Annotated in this window: 20 protein-coding genes; 14 read left to right on the top strand and 6 right to left on the bottom strand. The window is 53.5% G+C overall.

What is annotated here, in order from left to right:
- The first annotated feature begins 80 nt into the window (after positions 1-80).
- Positions 81-560, top strand: a complete 480-nt coding sequence (locus C173_RS02225; protein WP_036721977.1) for a DinB family protein — start codon at positions 81-83, stop codon at positions 558-560.
- Positions 561-583: 23 nt separating this feature from the next.
- Positions 584-1,135 (top strand): GNAT family N-acetyltransferase, encoded by a 552-nt coding sequence (locus C173_RS02220; protein WP_036721974.1) that lies wholly within the window; start codon positions 584-586, stop codon positions 1,133-1,135.
- Between the two features lie 439 nt (positions 1,136-1,574).
- Here the strand turns inward: C173_RS02220 and C173_RS02215 are convergent, their stop codons facing one another.
- Positions 1,575-4,370 (bottom strand): O-antigen ligase family protein, encoded by a 2,796-nt coding sequence (locus tag C173_RS02215; protein ID WP_036721972.1) that lies wholly within the window; start codon positions 4,368-4,370, stop codon positions 1,575-1,577.
- Positions 4,371-4,711: 341 nt separating this feature from the next.
- Positions 4,712-4,921 (bottom strand): hypothetical protein, encoded by a 210-nt coding sequence (locus C173_RS02210; RefSeq protein WP_036701644.1) that lies wholly within the window; start codon positions 4,919-4,921, stop codon positions 4,712-4,714.
- A gap of 199 nt (positions 4,922-5,120) precedes the next feature.
- Here C173_RS02210 and C173_RS02205 point away from each other — a divergent pair, with 199 nt between their 5' ends.
- Positions 5,121-5,783: a YheC/YheD family protein gene (locus tag C173_RS02205; protein WP_036721970.1), complete on the top strand. Its 663-nt coding sequence runs from the start codon at positions 5,121-5,123 to the stop codon at positions 5,781-5,783.
- 327 nt (positions 5,784-6,110) lie between these two features.
- On the top strand, positions 6,111-6,254 hold the full coding sequence (locus tag C173_RS02200; RefSeq protein WP_036721967.1) for a sporulation histidine kinase inhibitor Sda: 144 nt from the start codon (positions 6,111-6,113) through the stop codon (positions 6,252-6,254).
- A gap of 132 nt (positions 6,255-6,386) precedes the next feature.
- Here C173_RS02200 and C173_RS02195 read toward each other — a convergent pair whose 3' ends face one another.
- Positions 6,387-7,361, bottom strand: coding sequence for an NAD(P)/FAD-dependent oxidoreductase (locus C173_RS02195; RefSeq protein WP_036721965.1), 975 nt, complete (start codon positions 7,359-7,361; stop codon positions 6,387-6,389).
- A 325-nt stretch (positions 7,362-7,686) separates the two neighbouring features.
- On the opposite strand from C173_RS02195, the gene C173_RS02190 reads away from it, so the two are divergent.
- Positions 7,687-8,880: an NAD(P)/FAD-dependent oxidoreductase gene (locus C173_RS02190; RefSeq protein WP_036701637.1), complete on the top strand. Its 1,194-nt coding sequence runs from the start codon at positions 7,687-7,689 to the stop codon at positions 8,878-8,880.
- Position 8,881: 1 nt separating this feature from the next.
- Positions 8,882-9,160: a hypothetical protein gene (locus tag C173_RS02185; RefSeq protein WP_036721963.1), complete on the top strand. Its 279-nt coding sequence runs from the start codon at positions 8,882-8,884 to the stop codon at positions 9,158-9,160.
- A gap of 157 nt (positions 9,161-9,317) precedes the next feature.
- Here C173_RS02185 and hemQ read toward each other — a convergent pair whose 3' ends face one another.
- Positions 9,318-10,076, bottom strand: coding sequence for a hydrogen peroxide-dependent heme synthase (gene hemQ / locus C173_RS02180; protein ID WP_036721960.1), 759 nt, complete (start codon positions 10,074-10,076; stop codon positions 9,318-9,320).
- Positions 10,077-10,344: 268 nt separating this feature from the next.
- On the opposite strand from hemQ, the gene C173_RS02175 reads away from it, so the two are divergent.
- From C173_RS02175 to dnaI, 3 genes are all read left to right on the top strand, one after another.
- Complete coding sequence (locus tag C173_RS02175; RefSeq protein ID WP_036721959.1) at positions 10,345-10,641, top strand: YuiB family protein; 297 nt, start codon at positions 10,345-10,347, stop codon at positions 10,639-10,641.
- Positions 10,642-10,821: 180 nt separating this feature from the next.
- Positions 10,822-12,372: a DnaD domain protein gene (locus C173_RS02170; protein WP_036721956.1), complete on the top strand. Its 1,551-nt coding sequence runs from the start codon at positions 10,822-10,824 to the stop codon at positions 12,370-12,372.
- An 18-nt stretch (positions 12,373-12,390) separates the two neighbouring features.
- Positions 12,391-13,350 (top strand): primosomal protein DnaI, encoded by a 960-nt coding sequence (gene dnaI / locus C173_RS02165; RefSeq protein WP_036721953.1) that lies wholly within the window; start codon positions 12,391-12,393, stop codon positions 13,348-13,350.
- Between the two features lie 126 nt (positions 13,351-13,476).
- Here dnaI and C173_RS02160 read toward each other — a convergent pair whose 3' ends face one another.
- Both C173_RS02160 and C173_RS34115 read right to left on the bottom strand, forming a co-directional pair.
- Entirely contained in the window at positions 13,477-14,850 is a 1,374-nt protein-coding gene (locus C173_RS02160; protein WP_036721951.1) for a glycoside hydrolase family 43 protein, read from the bottom strand.
- 208 nt (positions 14,851-15,058) lie between these two features.
- Entirely contained in the window at positions 15,059-15,220 is a 162-nt protein-coding gene (locus tag C173_RS34115; protein WP_155991192.1) for a YqzM family protein, read from the bottom strand.
- Positions 15,221-15,359: 139 nt separating this feature from the next.
- On the opposite strand from C173_RS34115, the gene C173_RS02155 reads away from it, so the two are divergent.
- From C173_RS02155 to C173_RS02135, 5 genes are all read left to right on the top strand, one after another.
- Entirely contained in the window at positions 15,360-15,851 is a 492-nt protein-coding gene (locus tag C173_RS02155; protein WP_036721949.1) for a GNAT family N-acetyltransferase, read from the top strand.
- Positions 15,852-16,091: 240 nt separating this feature from the next.
- A complete protein-coding gene (gene trxA / locus C173_RS02150) occupies positions 16,092-16,409 on the top strand; it encodes a thioredoxin (RefSeq protein WP_036701616.1) in 318 nt (105 codons plus the stop codon).
- 178 nt (positions 16,410-16,587) lie between these two features.
- Positions 16,588-18,651: an excinuclease ABC subunit UvrC gene (gene uvrC / locus C173_RS02145; RefSeq protein ID WP_036721947.1), complete on the top strand. Its 2,064-nt coding sequence runs from the start codon at positions 16,588-16,590 to the stop codon at positions 18,649-18,651.
- 538 nt (positions 18,652-19,189) lie between these two features.
- Positions 19,190-23,764, top strand: a complete 4,575-nt coding sequence (locus tag C173_RS02140; protein ID WP_051477762.1) for a galactose-binding domain-containing protein — start codon at positions 19,190-19,192, stop codon at positions 23,762-23,764.
- Positions 23,743-25,437: an extracellular solute-binding protein gene (locus C173_RS02135; protein ID WP_155991189.1), complete on the top strand. Its 1,695-nt coding sequence runs from the start codon at positions 23,743-23,745 to the stop codon at positions 25,435-25,437. Before C173_RS02140 ends, C173_RS02135 begins: the two co-directional genes overlap by 22 nt.
- The last annotated feature ends 33 nt before the right edge of the window (positions 25,438-25,470 follow it).

The following is a 25,470-nucleotide window of genomic DNA, read 5'->3' as shown; positions in this document are numbered from 1 at the left end:
GGTAGCGGGCCTGTCCTGTTTTATGTTAAAGTGTGACACAAGAATGGAGTAAGGGAATATATGGAGAATGGAGGTGGCGGATGCAGAAGCTATTTGAGTATAACTGGAAAGTGCGCCAGGATTGGTTCAACTGGTGCAGCGGGGTGGACAGGGACGAATTGATGAAGCCGCGCACCGGGGGCTTAGGCTATATCCTGCCCACGTTGTATCACATTGTAGCGGTTGAATACGGCTGGATCTGCGGCGGCATTCAGGAGAGAGCCATTGAAATTCCAGCATTCGGGGAAATCGCCAGCCTGGAGCTTGTGCAGGATTTCTCCGCCCGCTGCCATGCGGAGCTGGCTCCGTTTGTCTACGGCTGGTCGGATGAGCTGGAAGACCGGATTATGGTTGATATTACGGATGAAGGGGAACGCGAGCCCCACCCCTACGGGGAAGTGATGCGGCATGTGATCGCCCATGAGATCCATCATATCGGCCAGCTTTCGGTATGGGCACGGGAGATTGGCAAGCCGCCGGTTACGGCTAACTTGATTGGCAGAGGGCTATTTGACAAATAAAAGAGTAAGGAGGCCGCAGAGATATGGAATTTGAGACCAGACGTCTGATCATCAGAGAGTTCACTCCAGAGGATATAGGGCAGGTACACGAGTATGCGTCCGATCCGGCTGTAGTGACACATTCGATATGGGGGCCCAATTCACTGGAGGATACCCGCGAATATATCCGCCATACGCTGGAATTGCAGCAGGAGGAGCCGCGCCAGGGCTTCGAGTACGCGGTAGTTCTGAAGGAGAACGGGCTGCTGATCGGCGGCTGCGGCCTGCATATTACCGGAACAGGGCAAGGGGAGATCGGCTATTGCTACAACAGGCTGTACTGGGGACAGGGATATGCTACTGAGGCTGCCGCTGCACTGCTGGACTTGGGCTTTCATAAGCTGGAGCTTCACCGGATCTATGCCACCTGCCGTCCCGGGAATATCGGTTCCGCGCGTGTGATGCAGAAGCTTGGCATGACATACGAAGGGCATCTTAGAGGACATATGTATCATAAAGAGAAGTGGATGGACTCCTACCAATATTCGATTCTGGAGGAGGAGTATAGGGGGCTGCACCCGCGTGCCGGGCTGTAGGGTTGAAAGGTGCAGCTGCAGGCTTAATTGCAATTCGTACAACTAAATCGTCCGATGTGCCGCCAAATCTCAGTTTAGATGTAGTTCGTGCAATTAAAATGCCCCTATACCTGGATTTTCGCCCATCCGGGCAAATTTAGTTGTACAGACTACAATTAGAAGAGGAAGTTCACCCGTTTCACTGTTTTTAGTTGCGCAGAATACACTTATCCCAGTTTTTTCGCTACGAACACGGCTTCATTCCTTACCACATTTATGGAATGAAATCACTTGTTTAATTCTGATGGACTACTAGCAAAATTAAGGAGGCACATGGGAGCGCAGTTGTCAGTTGCCAATGGGCATAACATAGCGGTTCAGCCCCCGTACACAGCAAAAAGCGCACTGCCGCAGGCAGGCGCTCTTTGCTGTTCTTGAAGTCACAAGTGATACTGTATGGTTACAGCGGCATTCCCGCCACTTCATTAATCCTCGCCGCTTCCTCAGGATCAGCAGCGATCAGCTTCTGATAGACCGCCTGATCCTGGGCGCTTTGCAGTCTCTGTTGAACGGCCAGCAGCCACCGGGCAAGCTCACGGTTGACAGGGTTGCTGTAGTCCCCACTGAGACCTTGCTTCAGTGTGGCTTCTGCGGCCTGCATGTCCTGCGACATGTACTGGATCTTCGCGGTGTTCAGCAGCAGTTCCGGCGTGACGGTGACATCCTGCTGCTTCGCATCCCGGTCTGCAATGGCGTAAGTATACGCATCCAGCCCAGTTTTGAAATACCGCTGCTTGTTAAGTGTCTCTTGGTCCTTGATCTCCAGCTTGCCCTCGGCCGCAGCTTCCTGCGACCGCTTCAGGGCTGCGGCTCCCAGCTCCTGCGACCGGGCAATCACTCCGCTGTACCAGGCGGTCGTCCACAGGCTTTCGCTGTCGGTCAGATCCTCGTATCCGCCCGTGAAGCCCTGCTTCACAGCTGCGGCAGCCGCGTCCTTGTCCCCGGACAGGAATTGTACTCTCCCTGCGCTTAGGCCAATTGTAGGTGTGACGAAGAATTCACGGCCCTGAAGCTGCTCAGGAGGGAGGCTTTTTAGATGCGCTATACCGTCCGTTACATGTCTGTAGGCAGCAAGTGCGGAAGCGAAATACGTCTGTTGCCCGGCTTCATCCTGCTTGGAATAAGCTTGCTGTCCAAGGAGTGAAGCCCGGCTGATGAACTGGGCATACCAGTTGATATCCCACATGAACTTGTCCGCGTTGTCCAGGTAGACCTGATAGGCCGCATCGCTCTCGCCCTTCAGGTCATAGTAGCCTGCGAGCTGGGTCAGCAGCTCTTTGTTGGACGGCTCATCCTTCAGCGCACGGGTCAATACCGCATAGGCCTCGTCCAGGAACTGCTCGTTCTTGGTCTGCTCATACACCTTCTGATCCAGCAAGGACAAGTACATAGCGGATTCGGGGTGGTAGGGGCGGATGTTGAGTGCTTTTACCAAAGGAGCCTTGATCTCCTCATAGGACTGGCTCACTTGGATCAGCTTCTTGGCGGCATAAGCCTCAGAGCTTGACCGGATGTACCCTAGAGACAGGAAGAGCAGGTAGCCTGTGCCGACTCCGAGTACTATGAAATAGCCAGCTCTGATCCACAGCTTGTTCCACGTAAAGCGGAGCGGCTTGCTCTCCATGGCCACAGCCATTCCCCCCAGAGAGAGGAAGACGAGCATACCCATGAACGCATAACTGAGGTTGAAATCCAGCAGGCTGTGAACGAGAATGGACAAGGCGATAATGAGATAGAAGAATCCGTTGTTATAGTCATCGGTCTCCCGTTTCAGATATCCTCTGCTGAACTTGTAGAAGATGAATAGAATGAAGCCCATGAACACCAGAAAGCCGACAATGCCGACTTCAATCAGATATTGCAGGAAAAAGTTATGCGCCTGGCGGCTCAGATAAGGGTTGTTCTGATAATGCTCGTAGAGTGTAGCCCAGCCGCCGCCGCCCGCGCCCAGTACCGGGTAATCCTTGACGACCTTCATGGCATCCTCGTAAAAGGTAAAACGCTCCAGGACACTGTGCTGCCTGAAGTTGATATTCTCCAGCCGTGTTCCGATATTCGCCGGGAGAATATTACGCGCGCTGGTGCCGATGAACAGGAAGGCGATGATCGCGACGCCAGCCACAGAGACGGCTGGAATCCACAATCCGCTCATGCGGCGTGATTCTAGTCTGTCAAGCTTGCGGCTCAGATAAGGTGCCAGGTAACGCTGAACCACCAGACAGAGCACGCCTGCACAGGCAGATGCTCCCAGCAGATAGCCCCAGCCTTTAAGGGCAGAGGACGAGGTGAACTCCGTATTCAGCTCCAGGCCCAGCCGTGTGACCGGGCTGGTAATCAGCAGAGAGAATAGGCCGGCAATGGCGAGATGGACAATCCACAGAATCTGCTGCACAGGCTTCAGGAAGAGCAGCAGGAGGATGAATACTACCGGCAGCAGCACGAGTCCGCCACGGGATAAGGTAAGCAGCAGCGAGACGATGATTGGCACCAGCATGAAGCCGTGCAACAGCTGTCCGGCCCATTTGCGGGAGCGGATCAGCGCGAAGACGGCCACGAACAGAAACGCCATCAGGAAGGCTGCATATGTATTGGCATACTGAAAAATGGAAGTCAGGCGCAGGCCGTTCGAATCAGTCATAACGGCATCGTTATACCTGCCGTTAATTACGGTCTCTGAGAACCAGCCCACCAGGCTGCCAGCCAGCTTCCAGCTTCCGAGCCAGTTGAGCAGTCCGAAGCCTACGATCAGGTAAGCGAGGGTAAGCACGCTATGCTGGACGGCGGAATTGAGCCGCTTGTGCCGGAGCAGAAGGATGCTGATGATGAAGACTGCGGCATAGGTGAACTGGGTGAACAGCATGTTCATCGCCGAGTACCGGGAAGCTGCGCCGAATAGCGACAGGGCATAGGTTACGGGAAGCAGAATGGCAGCAGCAGTGAGCAGGTCACGCTGACTCTCCAGCTTGAAGGTTCTGAGATACAGGATCGCAGAGGCCAGCATCAGAAGCCCGCTCACCAATGCAGCTACATAGATAGGCTTCTCGAACTCCGCCCTCATTCCGTTGAACAATCCGATCTGAAAAGCGGCCCAGCCAAAAAACAGCAGGAACGCAACGCAAATCATCCAAGCTGCCCCTGAAAGCTTGTCCGTAGCTTTGACAGAAGCCGCCTGTTTTCCGTACACAGGTTTCGACACGATAGAATCTCCTTTTTCAAAATAGTAGGTCTTCCAATTTATTGCACATACATATTACGGATATAAAGTGAAAAAGTTGTTGTCTGAACGGAAATTTCAAAGATTGGATGTCTTGCGGGAGAGGGAGGGAACGAAAAAGTGGGGAATAGGCCGGAACCTGCTCAGCGAATGAAGCAGTCTGTCCGCACAGGCCAGCCTGACGCAGTTTTCATAGAATAAGGTAACGGAGCGAATCTATGATTCATGTAAGAATGGACGCTTAAGAGTTCCGCCCGAAGGCAGCAATGACGGCAGGGGAACGCGCAATCCGCATCCTGGGTCACTGCTGCCGGGAACAAGCTTCAGGCGGGGATAATAAATTTCAGGTTAATCATGAACACGATCAGGGCGGAGGCCCCCAGGGAAAAGGCGATGCAGCCGGCACCGAGCACTCTGCGCCGGTCCTTGATGAATTTGAAGCCAAGCGCACAGACGAGTATTGTCGTTCCTGCCAGTACAACAGACATGCCGATCATCGCAAACCAATACAGGATTTCAAAAAACTCAGCCATTAGGAAACCCTCCCTTTCAGGCAATAATACAACGAATTTTAATGATTTTCCAGTCAAATGAATCAGGGACATAAGGCCCCGCAGCCATATGCCCTTTTTTGCTGTGGCCTGCTATACCACGGACAATCATACAGGAGGGCACGGCCTTTCGTGAGTAATCTATAGGGTAGGCTGGGAATGCGAAAGGAGAGGGCAAATAATGGCGGGGAGAGAACTGGCAAGCAAGCTGCTGAAGACGGCGGCGCTGCTTAGCGATTCACGGGTTGCCGGTTACATTCCGAGAACGCGGGAATATAGTGCTGCCGGATTGTCCGCGATGCTTGGAAGATACGGCAATGTTGTCATCAAGCCGGTTGTAGGCGGAGGAGGATATGGTGTCATCAAGGTGTTCCGGGATCATAGGGGGTATGGCTTCACGTATATGCAGAGCACACGTATCTATGGAGACTTTACTTCCATGCGCCAGGCACTGGACAGATTCAAGGTGAAACGGAAATATTTGATCCAGCAGGGAATTTCCCTTGCACGGATCTCCGGGCGTCCGATTGATTACCGGGTCAAAGTAGTGAAGAACGGCGAGCACTGGGAGTTCCGATCTATGGTAGGGAGAGTCGCCCGGCCGGGATTGTTCGTTACGAATCTCTGCAAAGGAGGTACGATGCTCAGCTGCCGCCAGGGACTGCGAAGATCATTGCCAAGAGTGGGGACCTCATCCAAAAAGGCGGAAATGCGCAGGCTGACCCTAATCTGTACCGAGCTGCTGGAGCGGCATTTTCCGGGGATCGGTGAACTGGGCTTCGACTATGCTGTAGATCATCGGGGGAAGATTTGGATTCTGGAAGTAAATACAAGACCAAAATAATTAATAAAATTTTTATATTTGACGATAAATACAGTAATAGGATAATATTGCGTTTAGTTGTTTAGATTCAGAGGTAATACAACAAGAAATATCCCAGCCAATTATGAACATTCTAAAAAAGTTTTTGTGTGGAGATGTCAGGTTTCAGCCCTGTGCATAACTGTTATCCCCATAGTCCACTGCGCAATTGCTGACATTATAACCCTTACTCACATATTATACACAGGATTTCCACAGCAGCTTGTGGATAATGAGAACGCTTGTTCGAAAAATGATAGTTTGCTATGATAGATTCAGATCCAAATAAAGGAAAGGTAGGTGAACGTTATGGTTGAATTGTCGGATGAGATGCTGCTTGACTCTTATCACAGAGCAATAGAGCTGCATTTGGAGCATGATTTCATCGCCCTGCTTCTCGCTGAAATTCGCAAACGGAACTTACACTCTCCAGACCATGCGGTTCTGCATTAAAGATCAGAGCACATCCTGCAGCATTGGACTTCTTTAAACCGCAAGCATCAAGGAATAGGGTATCTTTTCAAGTTGAGGTGGAATCAACCTGAAAGGATACCCTTTTATTATGGCTATAAGGTTATAAACAACCTAGAGCTTAAGGTTACTGCTGTGTCCCGGAGACAGCTTCGCATCCGGATCAATATACACCTTGGCGTTATTGACTGCTGTTGGCGCTTCTCCGAATCCTACAGCGATCAGCTTCAGCTTGCCCGGATAAGTCGTGATATCGCCAGCGGCGAAGATTCCTGGAATGCTGGTCTCCATGCGGGAGTCAACTACAATAGAGTTGCCCTCAATGTCGATTCCCCACTCGGCAATCGGGCCCAGAGAGGAGACAAAGCCGAAATTGACAATAACGCTGTCTACTTCGATTTCTTGAGTTTCCTTGGTCTTGATATGGGACAAGGTGACCTTGGTAATGAATTCTTCACCGTGAAGCTCAGTGATCTCGGACGGCGTAATCACATTTACCTTAGAGGCCATCAGATTCTCTACACTATGCTCATGCGCACGGAATTTATCGCGGCGGTGAATCAGGGTTACCTGTTCAGCGATCGGCTCCAGCATCAGCGCCCAGTCCACAGCGGAATCGCCGCCGCCGCTGATCAGCACCTTTTTATCCTTATAAGCATTCAGATCATTTACGAAATAATGCAGGTTGGCTTTCTCGAAGCGCTGTGCATCCGGTACCTCCAGACGCCGCGGCTCAAATGCGCCTACGCCTCCCGTGATGATAACGGCTTTGCTGTGATATTCAGCCTTGTCGGTGGTGACGGTGAAATGGCGCTCACCCTGCTTCACAACCGATACGACCTTCTCCTCCAGACGGATATCGGACTGGAACAGCTCCATCTGCCGGGAGAGGTTGTCCACCAGCTCCTGTGCGGTAATTTTGGGGAAGCCGGCGACATCGTAAATATATTTCTCAGGATACAGAGCAGCAAGCTGCCCTCCGAGTTGGGGCATACTCTCAATAAGGGTTACTGAAGCCTGGCGCATACCGCCGTAAAATGCGGCAAACATACCGGCTGGTCCTCCGCCTATAATCAGCAGATCGCTCATAGGAACGGTTTGCTCTAATGTCACGTAATATTACACCTCCGAGTTGATAGTTTCAATTTGCCATACAAGCGTACCTACTCATTATAAACATAGTCTCACCTGCCTGCAAAGGCCTTGATTTCAAAGAAAAAGTGTGACATTTTGTTGTATGATTATATTTGATTAAAACGATACTAAGGTTTACAATGGATATGGTTATTTTAGAAATCCTTTAAGTTTTATTGGAAATTCTTCTGAATTTAAGTGTATAAATTCACAAAAGAAACCTGATTTTTTTACAAAAAATAACACATAGACAGATTCACCTGTTGGAAGGAGCCGGAACATGAGCAGTATTCCCAAAATCGTTATTCTAGGCGCGGGGTATGGAGGGATTTTGACCGCCCAGCGGCTGCAGAAAGCTTTGAATTATAATGAAGCCGATGTAACCCTGGTTAACCGCCATGAATATCACTATTTCACGACCCATCTGCATATGCCTGCAGCGGGCACGGACAGCATCGAGCATACACGCGTGTCTATCTCCAAATTAATCGATGAGTTCAAGATCGATCTTGTCAAATCCTCGGTGCAGGAGATCCGCACCCAGCAGAAGAAGGTTATTCTGGAGGACGGAACGCTCTCGTATGATTACCTCGTGATTGCCCTTGGCGGTGAGCCTGAAACGTTCGGGATTCCGGGACTCGACAAATATGCGCTGACCATCCGCAGCATCAACTCTGTGCGGCTGATCCGGGAGCATATCCAGTACCAGTTCGCCAAATATAAGAATGAGAATAATGCACAGGAGCATATCAACTTCGTCATTGGCGGCGCGGGCTTCAGCGGGATTGAATTTGTTGCGGAGCTGGCTGACCGGATTCCTGCACTATGCAAAGAATTTGATGTCGATCCAAGCATGGTCAACATCTATAATATAGAAGCTGCGCCTACGGCTCTGCCGGGGTTCGCGCCTGAGCTGGTGGAGCACGCCATGACCGTACTCACCAAGAAGGGGGTAACCTTCAAGATGGGCGTAGCGATCAAGGAATGCCTGCCTGGCGGCGTGATTCTGGCCACGGGTGAAGAGATCAAGGCATCCACCATTGTATGGACCGGCGGTATCCGCGGGAACCGTCTGATCGAGGCTGCCGGCTTCGAAGCGATGCGCGGACGGGTGAAGGTAGACGAATATCTGCGGGCTCCGGGACATGAGAACATCTTCATCATTGGTGACGGCTCCCTCATGATTAATCCGGAAGGGCGTCCTTACCCGCCGACGGCACAGATTGCAATGCAGCAGGGAGAATGCTGTGCGCATAATCTAGTAGCGGCCATCCGCAGCCAGCAGCCGAAGAAATTCGCCTTCAGCAACAAGGGGACCGTAGCTTCACTTGGTAAGGGCCAGGGAATTGCCGTAGTCGGCGAGAAGACGTACAAAGGCTGGAAGGCAGCGCAACTGAAGAAGGTTGTCGATATGCGCTACCTGCTCATCATCGGCGGCATCCCGCTCGTGCTCAAAAAAGGAAGATTCCTCTAAGATGCGCCACTGCAGCGTGCAAGTACGCGGACTGCTGACGCGCGAGGAGCTGGACCGCTATAATGCTCTGATTGAGGTAGGCTCTTATCTGGAGGATCAGACGCGGTATGATTTGGCCTACAATATCCAGAAGGAAATCGATATTCTCATTCTCCCGGCTATCGAACGCCTGAAGGATAAGGGCCGCGCGCGTGACCGGGCGACGGCTGAATATCTGGAGAGTCTGCGTGACGGGGACGAAGACGAAGACAAAGAGGACGATAAGGAACCTTCGGCATAAGTGGAGGTAGAAAAGACGTACAATGCAAAGAGAGCCGTGCTTGCAACACGGCTCTCGGGTGCAATAGCCGCTTTTAAGGGCGGCGGCTTTCGGAAAAGTAGTCAAGAAATAGACCGCATACCTCTGCTGAGGTGGCGGTCTATTTGCGTTTATGCTGTTACAGCTTCAGCATCTCCTCGAACGATTCTTCGTTCAGCAGGTTGCCGACATAGAAGGGGCCGAACTCTCCGTAGCGGGCGCTGACTTCATCGAAGCGCATCTCGTAGACGAGCTTCTTGAACTGCAGGGCATCCTCGGCGAACAGAGTCACGCCCCACTCCCAGTCATCGAAGCCGACGGAGCCGGTGATGATCTGCTTCACCTTGCCGGCATAGCTTCGTCCGATCAGGCCGTGCGAATACATCAGCTCCCGGCGTTTCTCCATATCCAGCATGTACCAGTTGTCGGCAAGCTCACGCTTCTTGTTCATCGGGTAGAAGCAGATATGCTTCATTTGCGGCAGTACAGGCTTCAGCCGGGCAGCGACATGCGGGTTCAGCATCGGATCGCTGCCGTCACCGGCACTTCCTCCTGCGGCGTAGTTGCTGAGCTCAACGATGCTTACATAGGAATAAGCCTTCGTAGTATATTGGGCAAAGGCGATTTTGTTAAAAGCGGTCTCCAGCGCATTCAGCGCCTCCAGACTCTCTCTCAGAAACATCATCACGAAATCAGCCTTCTGGCCCACGATGGAATAGACAGCAGTGCTGCCCTCCTTCGCTTCCTCGACAGGTCCCCACTCCTGCATGAAGGCATGCAGCTCCTCCAGGGCCACTGCCCGTTCCTCGTCATCGGCTGCCGTCCAGGCTGTCCAGTTCAGTGAGCGGAAGTCATGCAGCGCATACCAGCCTTCCAGTGTCAAAGCGGCTTCGTTCAAGTTGTTCACTCCTTATAGGTTATCGGTGGAATATCCTCGCGTAAAATCTTCTTGGTCCGCATACCTTAAATATGTATGAACATAGGTCGGGTGCTATTTGCATTGTAGCGCAGCGGGCGGCAGAGAGCAAACGCCAAGGCCCCCATTCATGCGAATTCCGGTATTAAGCGCGATAATGTTCATTGCTTCGCTACATTTTTTCTAGTAAACTTACTATTATATAAGCTTAGGTGTGCGGTTCTTTATAGAGAGAGGGGATGGCGGTACGATGGGCTTTATTCCGGTGTTTGTTCTGGCCGTTTTATTCTTTGTGATGATGTTCGGCATTGGCTTCATTCTTAACATGCTGATGAAGACTACCTGGTTCCCTGCCTATCTGTTCGTCATTGTCATTCTTCCGGTGGTGGTCTACTCCATCTGGGACCGGAGCGCGATGTCCTTATGGGAGCACCTCTCTACCTTCCACATTGTGGATTATCTTACCGGGGTAGCCGGTCTTGCCGGAGCGGTGCTGAGCGGCTGGACCATTCAGAAGCTGCGGCTGGGCGGATACAAGATGTTCTAAGCGCTGCCTGAAGGGCGGTACAACAAGAAACGGCTAATCTCCTGTAATGGGGGGAGCCGTTTTTTTCTTTTCTGCCAGAAGAGCCAAGGATTCATCTTTATTTTACATTTTCGGCCGGGTGTTTTGTGATAGAATAGAAATCTATATGAATTCGTATAGAAGAGGGGGAGGTATCCGCAGATGCGTATGAGCAACCTGCATCATTTCACTGAACATCACCGGTACTGCGTGTCCCGCGAATTCGGTCTAAGCCAGCTGGATGGACGTATGCTGGGCTCAGTCTATCAGCCAATGGTAGGCGCGTTCGCCATCAGCCTGTACAGATTGCTGTTCGAGCATATTCCGGCTGAATCTATCGGTTACTCCGGTGTGGAGCAGCAGCGCAGGCTCTTTATGACCCTGGGCGTTGAACCCAACGAGAAGGGCCGTAAATATATGGTAGACCAGGCTTCCCGGCTGGAGGCGGTGGGACTGCTGCAGACCTGCCGGCTGTATGCCGCGGAGAATGATGATTATATGTACGAATACGAGTTAATGCCGCCGCTGTCGCCGGCTGATTTCTTTGCAACCCAGCATCTGACGCTGCTGCTCCGGGATAAGATCGGCAAGTTCGCTGTGCTGTCGCTGCGTGAGCAGTTCTGGCACCGGGAACCGGAGGAATGGAGCGGGCGGTCGCTCGGGAAAGAGAATATATCACTGCCCTTTTATGATATTTTTGAACTGAATACCCATGTGATCGACTATGAGCTGGAGCAGGCGCTGGCCGAGGTAGCCTCCGTGCGTCAGCCCGGCACCACTCAGGCGGTTGAGCCAAATATAGCCTACAGCGATATTATCCTGCGCTTCCCGCGTGAATCGGTGAACCGTGCGCATGTTGAGAAGCTGCGTTTTGACCATAACCAGATGGGTGTCATTAATTATGTGGCCCGCAAATACGAGCTTGGCCCGCAGGATGTATGCCGTCTGCTGGATGAGGATGATGTCTTCACGCCGGACGGAGAGGTGATTCTGGATACGCTGCAGTACAAGGCGAGCCAGCATTTCCGTCAGGATAGGAAGCGTCAGGAGAAAAGAGAGATTGCTGCCGCCAAGGTAGTGTCGCTGCGCTCTGCCGCTGAGGAAGAGAGTGATCCCTCCGCAGTGCCGGTGGAGCAGGCTGTCGAAATGGAGTTCTATGTAGAAGTGCCTCCGCAATTTCTGTCCAAATGCGACATTCACCAATATAATATGATGCTGCGCAACGAGCCTTATACACGGCTGCTACAGACGTTCTTCCCGGGAGCAGTTCCGGGCCAGCTGATGGATATTTTCGAGAAGATTGATCTGAACTATAAGCTCAGCGGCGAAGTGATCAATGTACTGATCCATTATCTGATGACGATGGTGGCCTCCGGCGGCGATCAGCGGATGAACCGCAACTTCGTGGAGGCGATTGCCTCCAATATGCTGGTGAAGCAGGTGAATACTTACGAGAAGGCCGTGCGCTATATCCGTGACCAGTCGAAGGTGAAGGGCAAGGGGGCGGCTTCCGCCTCCTCCGGCACAGGCTCTGCGGGAGCCCGCCAGCGTTCGTATACGAAGAGCGGCGGGCGGTCCGGCAAGCAGGAGATTCCGATTGTGCTTGATGACGGCAGCGCCGGAACCGTATCGGAAGAGGAATTCGCGGCGATGATGAAGAAAGCGGCCGAGATCAAGGCCAGCAAGAAAAAAGGCGTTCTGAAAACGCCCTGAAGAAAGTGAGGTGCAGCGATGGAGTCCATGGGCGAAGTGCTGCGTTCGATGAACAACCCCGCTCTGCGCCAGCGCTCCCGTGACCTGGAGCAGACCCTGCTGAACCATCCCCTGGTCAAGGAGCTTCAGGCTGAGCATCCCGAGCTGGACGAGTCCCGGCTGCGGCTGCACTTGAGCCGTCTGTACCAGTATGTCGAGGAGGACCGGCATTGTAAGAACTGCCCGGGTCTGGCGAATTGCCCGAATGATTTCCAGGGGCATTACAGCAAGCTTACGGTAGAGACGGTTAATGGTGTAACGGATCTGTACGAACGCAAGACACCGTGCAAGCTGAAGATTGCACAGGATAATCAGGATAATGTCCGCAAGCGGATCCGCAGCTTCTATGTGGATGAGCGGGTGCTGAACGGCGGATATGATGAGATGGATATTATGGGCAAGGACCCCCGGCGGGCCTCAGCCGTGAACAAGATATTTGACTATATAGCAGCTGTGCGAGCAGAGGGCCTGACTTCGCGGGGGATCTATTTGCAGGGCAGCTTCGGGACCGGCAAAACCTTCCTGATGTGCTATCTGCTCCATGAGCTGGCTATCTCGGGCTACAGCGGCGTGATTGTCTATATGCCGGATTTCATCGAGGAACTGAAGCTGATCATGATGGACAACCAGAAGCTGAAGGAAATGGTCGATACGATGAAGAATTGTGATCTGCTCATCTTCGATGACATCGGCGCCGAGAATCTCAATCCCTGGGCGCGTGACCATGTGCTCGGAGCGATCCTGAACTACCGGATGAACCGCAAGCCGACCTTCTATACCTCGAATTATCCGCTGGATGGGCTGGAGAAGCATCTGAGCATCACCAGCAAGGACGGGGAAGAGCTCTACAAGGGTCAGCGGCTGATGGACCGGATTGCCCCGTTCGTAGAGGTGATCCCGCTGCATGGGGAGAACCAGCGTGGCAGGGCCAGAGACTGAATTTTTATTAATACAAGTGGAAACGGCTTCGGATAAGTTATCGGGTGAAACATATAAATTCTATATTTTAAAACAGGGGACCACGCCAGCATCTGGCCAGGGTCCCCTGTTTGTCTGCGCTTAGATTTAGCTGGCGCTGAATTTCCACCAGTTGATATTGAACAAGTATCCGCTGCCGCCTGTGAATTTCAGGTAAAGGTCATGAGTCCCGCTTGCTCCGCTGACCGTGCAGGTCTTGGTCACCCAGCTCTGCCAGCCCCCTGTATTCTGCACTGCACAGGTGCCGACCAGTGTTCCTGCCGGACTGTCCAGCCGCAGCTCAATATTACCGCCGCTGCCTGCTGACGCTACCCGGGCCTCGAAGGCTGCGGCTCCAGCGCCGAAGTTCACATTTTTGATTTTGAGATAATCACCGTGATCTATGAAGCCGACATTCATTCCCCCGTCCGTATCTGAGGTGGTCTCGGTCTCTACCCCGGCCGCCCATGCACTGGTCTCGGCTTGTGTTCTGACATAGGGGTTAAGGGTGGCGATGGGCTGCGGCCCGGCGGTTGTCATGTTGATGACCGGGAAGCTTCCGTCCGCGTTGTAGGTGAATTGTTCTACCCCCACTGACCGGGTGAAGCCGCCCCCTCCAGGCAAGGCGCCATTATGGTAAAAGAAATAGGAGCGGCCTTTGAAGTCGATGATGCCCGGGTGATTCGTGAAGCTCCCGCCCTGGGTGGGCATAATGACCCCTCTGTACTTCCACGGGCCGGTAGGCGAAGAGCTGGTGGAATAGGCGATATTCTCTGGAATGCCGCTTGCGGCGTAGACCATGTAGTATAAGCTGCCGCGCTTGTAGAACCAGGGCCCTTCTTCGTAGAGGGTCGGTCTGTCGGCATTGCCGTTTCGCACACCGAAGCTGTCTGTGGTCATAGGCACCTGGACAATACCCGTACTCTGGTTGTAGGAGATCATATCCGGGTTCAGCTTCACATATTTCAGTGTTGGATTCCCCCAGTAGAGATAGGCCTGGCCGTCACTGTCTACATATACCGTAGGATCGATGTCGCCCCAGCTGCTGGAGACGAGCGGCCCTCCGATAGCGTCCACGAACGGGCCGGTCGGGCTGCTGGAGACGGCGACGCCGATGGCGGGCCGTCCGAGCGAAGTGCTTTTTGCCGTGACATAGAAGTAGAATTTGCCGTTGCGCTCAATGACCTGGCTGGCCCAAGCTTCTCCGCTCGACCAGCTAAACGCCTTATAAGATAGCGGTGACCCGTGATCCGTCCAGTTCGCCATGTCCTTGGAAGAATAGACCCTCCAATCATTCATCGTATAGTAGGTCGAGTTGTCTTCGTCATGTCCGGTGTACAGGTAGACCGTATCATTGTATACAAGCGGGGCCGGGTCTGCCGTGTAGATGGTCTGTACAACAGGGTTGTCAGCGAACGATACCGGGGAATATAGCGCCGATGCCAACAAGCCTGCGACAGCAAGGCTGACAAGCTTTTTCATTCTTCCTTCCTCCTCAAAATAGGGTATAAGAGCGCTTTCGCATACAGAGTAACATGGCTCCTGTGAAACAAAAATGTGTTTTCTTTTTATTAAATTGTAAATTTATGTTATTGTTACTGAATCTCGATGGAGCACAAAATGAACGCAAAAAAAATCCGGCATCCCGCCCTGACCTGGGCAAAGAATACCGGACGCTGCAGCTAAGCAGCTATTCGGACAAATACTTGATGATTACCATTCCGAAGAAGACCACGGTCATGAAGCCGGTCATTCCGAAGAAACCGGCCAGCAGATCACCGAGATCGTTGCGGGGCTCCTCATTGATATGCTCCCGCGGGTCACGGACCTGTGCGTTGACATTGACGTCCATTCGCTTCTTCCTCCTTGCTGTTGCATGACTGCATGAAGTGGGTTACAGTTATACATGTGAGAGAAGTCATTGACAATTAATGCGCTTTCTTCAAGTATACGAAGATGCAGGGAAGATGTAAAGATAGAAGGATGATTTTATGATACATATAAGACCTATGGAACCGCAGGAGTATGATTTTCTACTGGATATGCATTATGAGTCCATTCATATTGAACAAGGTAAGCCGCCCAGAAGTGAGCTGCTGAATTCCCCGGAGATTGCGAAGTACAACGAACATTGGGGGAGACAAGGCGACAGGGCGATAATCGCACTGGTGGACAATCAGCCCGCAGGTGCTGCCTGGTACAGGCTGTTTGACGAGACGAACCAGGGCTACGGATTTGTGGATACCACAACCCCGGAATTAGGCGTTGCTATTCGGTCTGACTACAGGCAGCAGGGATTGGGAATCAGGCTTATGGAGGGCATCATACAGAAAGCCGTGTCCGATGGATACCCGTCACTTTCGCTCAGTGTTGATCCGGAGAATCAGGCGGCCGTCCGGTTATATAACAAGCTCGGCTTCGAGTATGTCGGGACAGCCGGTACCTCGTGGACTATGAAGCTGAATCTCAGGGACAAAGTTTAAACCGTTAAAAGACAAATTAATTTTATGCAATATAATTTCTCGAAATATATAACAAATGCATTGTATTTATGTTATACTGTGGATGTGTCGGTAATTGATAATCTGGTTATCATATTACATGAAGCATTTTATCCCGCTATGATCTCGGAGTAAATTCTGCGGACTTGGCTCAGGCTATAGAAGCGGAAGTTATTTCGTACAGCTTAAGCTCAACAAAACTTTTTGAGGAGGAACAATATCATGGCTATCGTGAACGTGTCTGACCAATCCTTCGTGAATGAAGTGGAAGGTCAAGGTACTGTAGTAGTAGATTTCTGGGCACCTTGGTGCGGCCCTTGCAAAATGCTTGCCCCAATTCTCGAGGAATTGTCCACCGAGCTGGGTGACGATGTGAAGATCGCTAAATTGAATGTCGATGAGAATCCTGAGACAGCTTCCCGTTTTGGAGTAATGAGTATTCCTACTCTGATCTTCTTCAAAGACGGCCAGCCTGTCGACAAAGTCGTAGGACTGAACTCCAAGGACTCCCTTAAGAATATCGTAGCCAAGCATCAATAATGGGTTACAATCTGCTGTAATCTGGGCCTTGCGGCCCTTCAGACAAAGCGCCTTCGGATTACCGAAGGCGCTTTGTCTGTCCTATAGAAACGGATGTTCTATATTAAGGCTTGAATGTGTAGTACATTCTATTCTAAACTTACCTTATAACCGTGTAGTAACAGGTGGGGGAGAACTTATGGATTATATGGATAATATCCGCAACAAGCTTGCGTTGCTGCCTGATCTGCCCGGCTGCTATCTGATGAAGAATCAAGAGGGTACGATCATCTATGTCGGCAAGGCCAAGGTACTGAAGAACCGCGTGCGCTCTTATTTCACAGGCAGCCACAACGGGAAGACGCAGCGGCTGGTCGCCAATATTGTTGATTTTGAATATATCGTGACATCGAGCAATATGGAAGCACTCATTCTGGAGTGCAATCTGATCAAGAAGCATATGCCGCGTTACAACGTGCTGCTGAAGGATGACAAGACCTTTCCTTATCTAAAAATCACGAACGAAGCCCATCCGCGCCTGGAGGTTACCCGCCGGGTGCTGAAAGATAAAGCTAAATATTTCGGCCCGTATCCGAACAGCTACGCCGCCCAGCAGACCAAGAAGCTGCTCGACCGGATGTATCCGCTGCGCAAGTGCGGGGTGATGCCGAAGGAGGTCTGCCTCTACTATCACATGGGCCAATGCCTGGCTCCGTGTGAGAAGGAAGTGCCGAAGTCCGCTTACGAAGAGATTATCCAGAACATCTCCTCGTTCCTCGGAGGCGGGCATGACGCGGTGAAGAAGGATCTGCAGAAGAAGATGCAGGAGGCGGCGGAGGAGCTGTATTTCGAGCGGGCCAAGGAGCTGCGCGACCAGATTCAGCATATCGATGCCGTGATGGAGAAGCAGAAGATCAATACGGCCGACACCAAGGACCGCGACGTCTTCGGCTATGCGGTGGACAAGGGCTGGATGTGTGTGCAGATTCTGTATATGCGGCAGGGGAAAATGATCCAGCGCCATTCGTCGGCTTTCCCGTTCTACGGAGAGGCGTACAGTGACTTCATGTCTTATGTGACGCAGTATTACAGCGAAAATCCCGCGCTGCCGCAGGAGATTCTGCTGCCGGATATGGCAAGTGCCGGCATGGTTCCGCCGGAAGCAGGCAGCGCTGCCGGCCAGGGAAGCAGCGGGCTGGTAGCCGGTGGAATGCCGAGCGGCCAGGCGCTGATGGCGGCCTTGGGCGCAGAGGATGAGTCGGAGGCCAGTGAGGTGTCCCGCGGGGCGGACGCTGGTGAGGTGCTTGCGGCTGATCCGTCCGGAGCAGCAGGGCCGGGCGCAGCGGCGGAAGCGGCGCGGGAGCAGACGGAGCAGGATGCAGCAGCCGAAGGAACCGTGGATGCGGCCGGAGGCGCCGCCGCCCTGCAGGAATGGCTGGGCATCAAAGTGCTGGTGCCGCAGCGTGGGCTGAAGAAGCAGATGATCGGCATGGCCTGCCAGAACAGCCGGGTCGCGCTGAATGAGAAGTTCCGCCTGATCGAGCGGGACGAGGAGCGCACCTCCGGGGCGGCCAGCAGTCTGGGGCAGAGCCTGGGGCTGGACTCGCTGAACCGGATCGAAGCGTTCGATAACTCGAATATCCAGGGGGCCAATCCGGTCTCGGCCATGGTGGTCTTCATCGACGGCAAGCCTGCCCGCAAGGAGTATCGTAAGTATAAGGTCCGCACCGTACAGGGGCCGGATGATTATGAGACGATGCGCGAGGTGATCCGGCGGCGTTATGAACGGGTGCTGAAGGAGAATCTGCCGCAGCCGGATCTGATCGTAGTCGATGGAGGGAAGGGCCAGATCTCTTCGGCGATCGATATTCTGCAGAATGAGCTGGGGTTATTCATTCCCGTCTGCGGTCTGGTCAAGGATGACAAGCACAGAACCGCCCAGCTGCTGGTCGGCGACTCCGCCGAGCCGGTCTCGCTCGCCAGGGACAGCCAGGAGTTCTACCTGCTGCAGCGTATCCAGGATGAGGTTCACCGCTTCGCCATTACGTTCCACCGGGAGCAGCGCGGCAAGTCGATGGTCACCTCGAAGCTGGATTCGATTCCGGGCATCGGGGACAAACGCCGGAAGCTGCTGCTGAAGCATTTCGGGTCGCTCAAGAAGATCAAGGAAGCCTCCATCGAGGATTTCAAGGTGCTGTCCATCGGCGAGAAGCTGGCCGGTCAGATTCTGGAGGCGCTGAAGGATGAGGAGCCGTCAATCTAAAATGGATTTGAACGGTAACGGAAAAGAAGCCGGCCCCATGTGGGCCGGCTTCTTTGGGTTTGGTTAGGAATGGATGGTATCTTCAGACATCCCGCTAGTCGTCTGGATGGCAGGCCAACGAGGGCGAAATGTAGTCGGAAAACCGAACACATTGGGCGTGGTGGAGGCGCGTGGGCAGAATATAGTCGAAAAACCGAACACAATGGGCGGGCGCGAGTGTGTGGGCGAAATGTAGTCGAAAAACCGAACACAATGGGCGTGGTGGAGGCGTGTGGGCAGAATGTAGTCGAAAAACCGACCACAATGGGCGGGCCCGAGTGTGTGGGCGCAATGGAGTCGAAAAACCGACTACATTGCGTTGGGTGGCGCTGTGCGGGCCAAATGTACATAGTAGACTGAACACTATGAGTTGCTGCATAATTAGGTTAATCTTTACTTTCTGCATAAAATCGTTGATTTGTATAATTGCAACCGGTTTCGGTAAAGGGTACGCTTATCTTGAATCTATGAAAACGCTTATAAGAGGAGGATTAAAGAAATGGGATATTCAAAAACAGTAAGTCGCAAAAAGGGGATCAATGGGACTGCTCTTTGTCTGAGCATCATCATGCTGCTGAGTCTCGTGCTGGCGCTTCCGCCAGGACCGGCATATGCTGCGGACTCTTATCTGCTCTCCAAAGACCGGCCGGCGTATGCCTCGGGCACGGAGGGCAATAATACCCCGGATCTAGCGGTGGACGGCAATACGGGTTCAAGGTGGAGCAGCTCATGGGGGACGGACCCGAACTGGATCTATGTTGACCTCGGGGCAACTGCCGCCGTAGACCGCGTGGTGCTCCGCTGGGAAGGGGCTTACGCCAAGGCCTACAAAATCCAGGTATCCGCTGACGAATTGAACTGGAGTGATATCTATTCCACAACTACAGGAGATGGCGGTGTGGATGAGCTTACGCTCAGCGGCACAGGCCGTTATGTCCGGGTATTCGCCACGGAGCGGAACCTGACGCAATACGGCATCTCCCTCTATGAGTTCGAGGTATACGGCACCGGCGGCGTTAATCCTCCTCCGGTGGTTCTGGGGCCGAATGTGGCCTTGAACAAGCCTGTGACGGCTTCATCCTATCAGGTGGCCGATTATCTCCCGGTCGGCTCTACCCTGCCGGAACTGGCGGTGGACGGCAACCTGAACACACGCTGGTCCTCCAACGCTACCGATAATGAATGGCTGAGCGTTGATTTTGGCAGCGTACGTACGCTGGGCCGGGTGATCCTTAACTGGGAGGCAGCCGCCGGCCGGATCTATGATATTCAGGTCTCGAATAACGGAACCTCATGGACTACGATCTACCGGGAGCTTCACGGCGACGGAGGCACCCTTAATCTTCCCGTCTATGCCAGCGGCCGCTATCTCCGGATGAAAGGGATCAGCAGAGCAACCTCCTTCGGGTACTCGATCTTTGAATTCCAGGCCTATGATTATGTGGCAGGCGATCCTAAGCCGGTCTATAACATTCCGGCCCTGCCGGAGCTGACTACAGTGGCCGTGGGTCAAGGCAGTCATGCTGCGAATGACCTCTCGGTGCCCCAGCCCAAATATCCGCAGTATAAATCGGATGCGCTGACTGCACCGCTGCCTTCCAATGACTGGTGGCAGTCCATCATGATCAATCAGCTCGGCAACGGCATTATTACGCTTCCGCTCAAATCGAAATATACCAAGCAGGGGCTGAGCATTCTGAATCCGGGCGCAGGCTACCTAAGCGCTGACGGAAGAGCACAGGAAGCCGCGGGAAGCCCGGATCTGTTCCTGATGGCCGGCAACATTAATACCTCGGGGATGTCGAACCGGATTACTGCTTACGGCGACTGGTCAGCGACAGCCGTATTAAGCGATGGTGCAACCGAGAAGCTGAAGACAACATTCGTCAAAGGCTCGCCTTATCTCTATTCGCAATTCAGTGATCCGTCCAGTCCTGAAGTGTATCTGCCAGCCGGGGCCCGCTTCTTCGACGGCAGCAATACTACTATTCTCGCTGCAGACGGCGACACAGTGACGGCAGACCATATCGGCATTGCGGTCACCAATTCCAACGGGGCGCCAACATCTGAAATGGTGACCAGACACTATGGGCTGTATGCGCCGGCTGGTACAACCTTCAAGCGGGTCGGTGCCAAGCTCAAAATCCAGCTCGGCGGAGGCCAAAACTACCTGTCCCTGTCGGCTCTTCCGGCACCGTCCAATCTGAATTATTTCTACCAGCACGGCTATGCCTTCGTGACGGACACGAAGGTGGCCTATACCTTCAACGAGACCACCTCCGATGTCACGACCACCTTCAATGCGGTGACAGAACTCAAGCGTTCGGGCTTCCCGAATACAACGCTGATGGCACAGCTTCCCCACCAGTGGAAGGTTACTACAACACCGTTGACTGCTGTCTCCTTCCCGTCCATCCGCGGAACGATGAAGGTGACAGAGGGCAATTCGTTCGCCACTACGGATAAATTCCACGGCATTGTGCCGCAGTTCACCGAGCCGGGCGATTCTACCTATTCCCGTCAGGATCTGCTGAATTACCTGGCGCTGCTGGATACGGACACCGCCACCAATCTGATGCAGGCCGATGCGTACTGGCAGGGCAAGAAGCTGCATCCGCTGGCCATGGGTGTGCTGATCGCCGATCAGATCGGCAATGAGAGCTACAAGAATCTGTTCCTGTCCCGGATGAAGACGGTGCTTACAGACTGGTATACGTACACCTCGGGGGAAACCGATTATTATTTCGACTACAACTCTGACTGGGGAACATTGATCTATAAAAACAGCGAGTTCGGTGCGAACTCTGGCATCACGGACCATCATTTCACGTATGGCTATTATGTTTTTGCATCCGCCGTGCTCGCGACCTACGATACCGACTTCAGAAATAAATTCAGCGGGATGGTCGATGAGCTGATCCGGGATTATGCCAATCCGTCGAAGACGGACCCGAAGTATCCGTACTTCCGCAACTTCGACCCGTATGAAGGCCATTCATGGGCCGGGGGTTATGCTGACAATGACAGCGGCAATAACCAGGAAGCAGCAGGGGAATCGCTGTTCGGCTGGGTCGGCCAATATATGTGGAGCACACTGACTGGCAACACCGCCTTCCGCGATGCTTCCATTATGGGCTTCACGACGGAGCTTAGAGCGGTACAGCAATACTGGTTCAACTACGACCAGGATAATTGGCTGCCCGGCTATACGCATAAAACGGTGGGGCAGATTTACGGAAGCTCGAATTTCTTCGGCACCTTTTTCAATGGGAATCCGGTGTATGTCTATGGCATTCACTGGCTGCCTACAGCAGAATATCTGACCAGCTACGGGTTCGATACGGCTAAGGCGGCTGGATTATACAGCGGCTTCGTGGCCGATAACGGTGGGCCGGAACCGGACTGGTACCATATTGTCTGGCCGATTCAGGCGCTGAGCGATCCGCAGGCTGTGCTGAATAAATGGAATCCGGCATTGCCGCAACAGAACGAATTGTTCAACACGTACTGGTTCGTGCACAATATGGCCACGCTTGGATCACGCACCAAGGACATTTGGGCGGAGAACGGCTACAGTGCAACGGTGTATAAAAAAGGTTCCGCCTACCGTGCGCTGGTCTGGAATCCGACGAATGCGGCAATTACCGTTACGTTCCGCAACAGCGGAGGAGTTACAGGCTCGGCTGTAGTCCCGGCCGGGAAGCTGGTGAAGGTGGACCCGACGAAGGTGACCACGGATACGCTGCTTACTCCGCCTGCCTTGACAGCTGACACCACCCAGAATGCTGCCGGCCAGCCGATTGAGCTGATGTTCACGGAGAATGCGGCCTGGAGAAATGCAATTACTGCGGTAAAAGTGGATGGAACTTCAGCAGCAGCGGCGAATTATACCGTGGAAGCCGGTAAAATCACGCTGAACACGGTGCTGTTCCCCACGGCGAAGACTTACACGGTTACAGTAACAGCAGACGGATATAATGGTACTTCGGTGCAGCAGGTCATTACCGGCGGAACACAGCCGTCCGGGAACCTTGCCCTCAATAAGGCGGTTACCGCTTCGGAGAATCCGAAGCAGCCTGCTGCCGGCGCTGTAGACGGAAATGCGGGCACCCGCTGGGAATCGGACTTCAGTGATCCGCAGTGGATTCAGGTGGATCTTGGCTCTGCCCAGACGGTCAGCCGTGTCCTGCTGAACTGGGAGGGGGCATATGCCAAAGCCTACACGATCGAGACATCGGCAGACGGCGCGAACTGGGCAACAGTCTATTCGACAACTACCGGAGACGGGGACATTGACGATGTCAGCTTCACCCCGGTCAACGCGCGGTATGTGAAATTAAACGGCACAGAGCGCGGCACGCCGTACGGGTATTCCTTGTGGGAACTGGAGGTGTACGGGAGCGGCAGCGCCGTGACACCGCTGGCTCCGCCTGCTCTGACAGCCGACACCACCCAGAATGCTGTCGGTCAGCCGATTGAGCTGACGTTCACGGAGAATGCGGCCTGGAGAACTGCAATCACTGCGGTGAGGGTGGGTGGAGTGGCAGCAGCGGCAGCGAATTATACCGTGGAAGCCGGTAAAATCAAACTGAATACCGCGCTGTTCCCTACAGGGAAGACGTATACGATTGCAGTAACAGCAGCGGGATATAACGATGCTTCGGTGCAGCAGGTGATTACCGGCGGCACACCGCCGCTTGTGAACCTTGCGCTGAACAAGGCGGTTACCGCTTCGGAGAATCCGAAGCAGCCCGCTGCCGGAGCTGTGGACGGAAACGAGGGCACCCGCTGGGAATCGGATTTCAGTGATCCGCAGTGGATTCAGGTGGACCTCGGCTCTGCCCAGACGCTCAGCCGTGTCCTGCTGAACTGGGAGGGGGCTTACGCCAAAGCCTACACGATTGAGACGTCGGCAGACGGTACGAACTGGACCACAGCCTATTCCACAACAACCGGGGATGGCGGACTCGATGATGTCAGCTTCACCCCGGTCAGTGCGCGGTATGTGAAAGTGAACGGGACGGAGCGCGGCACCCAGTACGGCTATTCTTTATGGGAACTGTCAATCTATTAATGCCCAGGTCAGCGGCACTCCTGTTCTTGCTGGTTCTAAGCAGTCTTAGTGCCTGCTCGGACAGCGGCCGCTCCGAAATTACGCTGCCTGCGGGCCATCCTTCAGCCGTCCCCCTCTCGGAGCTGGCCTCCAAGGTGAAGCCGGTTCAGTTCACCGTCTTTGTGAACTATGACTGGTATACGGCGCCGGACTGGGAGGCCGGGCCGCATAGCCGGTGGATCACCGATCATCTGAAGGTGAAGCTTCTGCCGGTACCATCGAGCGGTGCTGCCGCCCAGAAGCTGAATGCGATGATAGTCTCAGATCAGCTTCCCGATGTGCTGGTTATGGATCGCGGCAAGGATGTGGAACGGCTGCAAAAGGCAGGCAAGCTGGTGGCGCTGGATTCTTATCTGGAGCAATATCCCGAATTCGCCCGGACGGTCGGCGAGAACACGCTGAACATGCTGCGCAGTGAAGACGGCAGGCTGTACCAGATTCCGAACTGGTATATTAACGGCAGCGGCGGCAGCGGCAACGCCGGTTTCCTGGTGGAGAAGAGGATATACCGCGAGCTCGGCTCCCCCAGGCTTGAGACATGGGATGATCTCGAAGCGTATCTGCAGCAAGTGCAGAGGAAATACCCGGATATTGTGCCGATTGACTTCGGGGAGACCCGGGACGGCGTGGAAATACAGATGATCGGCATGCTGTACAGCGGTGCGGCCGATAACCGGACACCAAGCTTCATCTCTCCCGGTTCAGGCCAAATCTTCGGTGTGCCCTCCGGCATCCGGCTGACTTCTGTGTACCGGGACCCGGCATTCCTGGAGACGCTGCAGCTGGCGGCCCGGCTGGTCCGTCAGGGACTGACCTCTCCGGATCTGTTGACCGAGACACGGGATCAGGTGCTGGAAAAGCTGAAAAGCGGCCGGATCGCCGTATTCGGCGCTTATGACGCTGTCGTGGAAGGGATCGGCCGGGAAGCGAATAATCAGCTCTCCGCTAAGGACCCGCTGGACGGCTATGAGCTCATCTGGCCGTTGCACCGCGAAGGCGTTGATCCCGGCAAGGTCTACCCCTCCGGGTACAATACGCTGGGCTGGAATGTCAATGTCATTACAACCGCTGCCCGGGACCCGGAGGCCATTTTCTCCTATATGAACTGGGCGACGAGTCCTGAGGGGCAGCGTATTCTTTTCTTCGGGCCGGAGGGATTGTTTTATGATAAAGTAGAGGATGGAGTTCCCATCCCAAATGATTCCTATATTGGACGTGACTTGAAATGGTATGATGATCTGAAGATCGGAGAATTCAACTGGTACGGTAATACTTCATACATTGATGCTGCCAAAGCACAGCGTGAGAAGCTGCTGCCCGCCGGAGCCCGGGACTGGACGACTCTTGGACAAGCCAATATAACGTTCAAGACTTCGATGAACATCACCGAATTCTCTAATCTTGACCCGGCGCCTGCCTCGGAAGAGGGGCTTATTCTGCAAAAGCTGAGGGATCAATATGCGCAGGTGGTGCCCCGGATGATTTTTGCGGCAAGTGATGAAGAGCTCCGGGAGCTGCTTAAGGCAGCAGACAGGGAAGCATCGGACCTGGGCTATGACAGGCTGCTGGCCTGGAAGACCGGAGTGTGGCAGAGCAATCTGAAGAAGATCAAGGATTACACACCAGAACAATAAACGTTTGGAGAAGAAGAGGGATACGTTATGTAC

Source organism: Paenibacillus sp. FSL R7-277 (genome assembly GCF_000517965.1).
Taxonomy (GTDB): Bacteria; Bacillota; Bacilli; order Paenibacillales; family Paenibacillaceae; genus Paenibacillus_AQ; species Paenibacillus_AQ silagei.
Note: the sequence above shows the minus strand (reverse complement) of the source record. Positions and strands in the feature narration are given on the sequence as shown.

Excerpts from the sequence above, each read along its gene's own strand:
- C173_RS02225 (WP_036721977.1), top strand. The coding sequence starts at position 81 with ATGCAGAAGCTATTTGAGTATAACTGGAAAGTGCGCCAGGATTGGTTC.
- C173_RS02210 (WP_036701644.1), bottom strand. The coding sequence starts at position 4,921 with ATGGCTGAGTTTTTTGAAATCCTGTATTGGTTTGCGATGATCGGCATG.
- C173_RS02175 (WP_036721959.1), top strand. The coding sequence starts at position 10,345 with ATGGGCTTTATTCCGGTGTTTGTTCTGGCCGTTTTATTCTTTGTGATG.
- C173_RS02140 (WP_051477762.1), top strand. The coding sequence starts at position 19,190 with ATGGGATATTCAAAAACAGTAAGTCGCAAAAAGGGGATCAATGGGACT.
- C173_RS02200 (WP_036721967.1), top strand. The coding sequence starts at position 6,111 with ATGGTTGAATTGTCGGATGAGATGCTGCTTGACTCTTATCACAGAGCA.
- dnaI (WP_036721953.1), top strand. The coding sequence starts at position 12,391 with ATGGAGTCCATGGGCGAAGTGCTGCGTTCGATGAACAACCCCGCTCTG.
- C173_RS02160 (WP_036721951.1), bottom strand. The coding sequence starts at position 14,850 with ATGAAAAAGCTTGTCAGCCTTGCTGTCGCAGGCTTGTTGGCATCGGCG.
- C173_RS02155 (WP_036721949.1), top strand. The coding sequence starts at position 15,360 with ATGATACATATAAGACCTATGGAACCGCAGGAGTATGATTTTCTACTG.
- C173_RS02190 (WP_036701637.1), top strand. The coding sequence starts at position 7,687 with ATGAGCAGTATTCCCAAAATCGTTATTCTAGGCGCGGGGTATGGAGGG.
- C173_RS34115 (WP_155991192.1), bottom strand. The coding sequence starts at position 15,220 with ATGGACGTCAATGTCAACGCACAGGTCCGTGACCCGCGGGAGCATATC.
- trxA (WP_036701616.1), top strand. The coding sequence starts at position 16,092 with ATGGCTATCGTGAACGTGTCTGACCAATCCTTCGTGAATGAAGTGGAA.
- C173_RS02205 (WP_036721970.1), top strand. The coding sequence starts at position 5,121 with ATGGCGGGGAGAGAACTGGCAAGCAAGCTGCTGAAGACGGCGGCGCTG.
- C173_RS02185 (WP_036721963.1), top strand. The coding sequence starts at position 8,882 with ATGCGCCACTGCAGCGTGCAAGTACGCGGACTGCTGACGCGCGAGGAG.
- uvrC (WP_036721947.1), top strand. The coding sequence starts at position 16,588 with ATGGATTATATGGATAATATCCGCAACAAGCTTGCGTTGCTGCCTGAT.
- C173_RS02135 (WP_155991189.1), top strand. The coding sequence starts at position 23,743 with ATGGGAACTGTCAATCTATTAATGCCCAGGTCAGCGGCACTCCTGTTC.
- C173_RS02220 (WP_036721974.1), top strand. The coding sequence starts at position 584 with ATGGAATTTGAGACCAGACGTCTGATCATCAGAGAGTTCACTCCAGAG.
- C173_RS02195 (WP_036721965.1), bottom strand. The coding sequence starts at position 7,361 with ATGAGCGATCTGCTGATTATAGGCGGAGGACCAGCCGGTATGTTTGCC.
- C173_RS02170 (WP_036721956.1), top strand. The coding sequence starts at position 10,822 with ATGCGTATGAGCAACCTGCATCATTTCACTGAACATCACCGGTACTGC.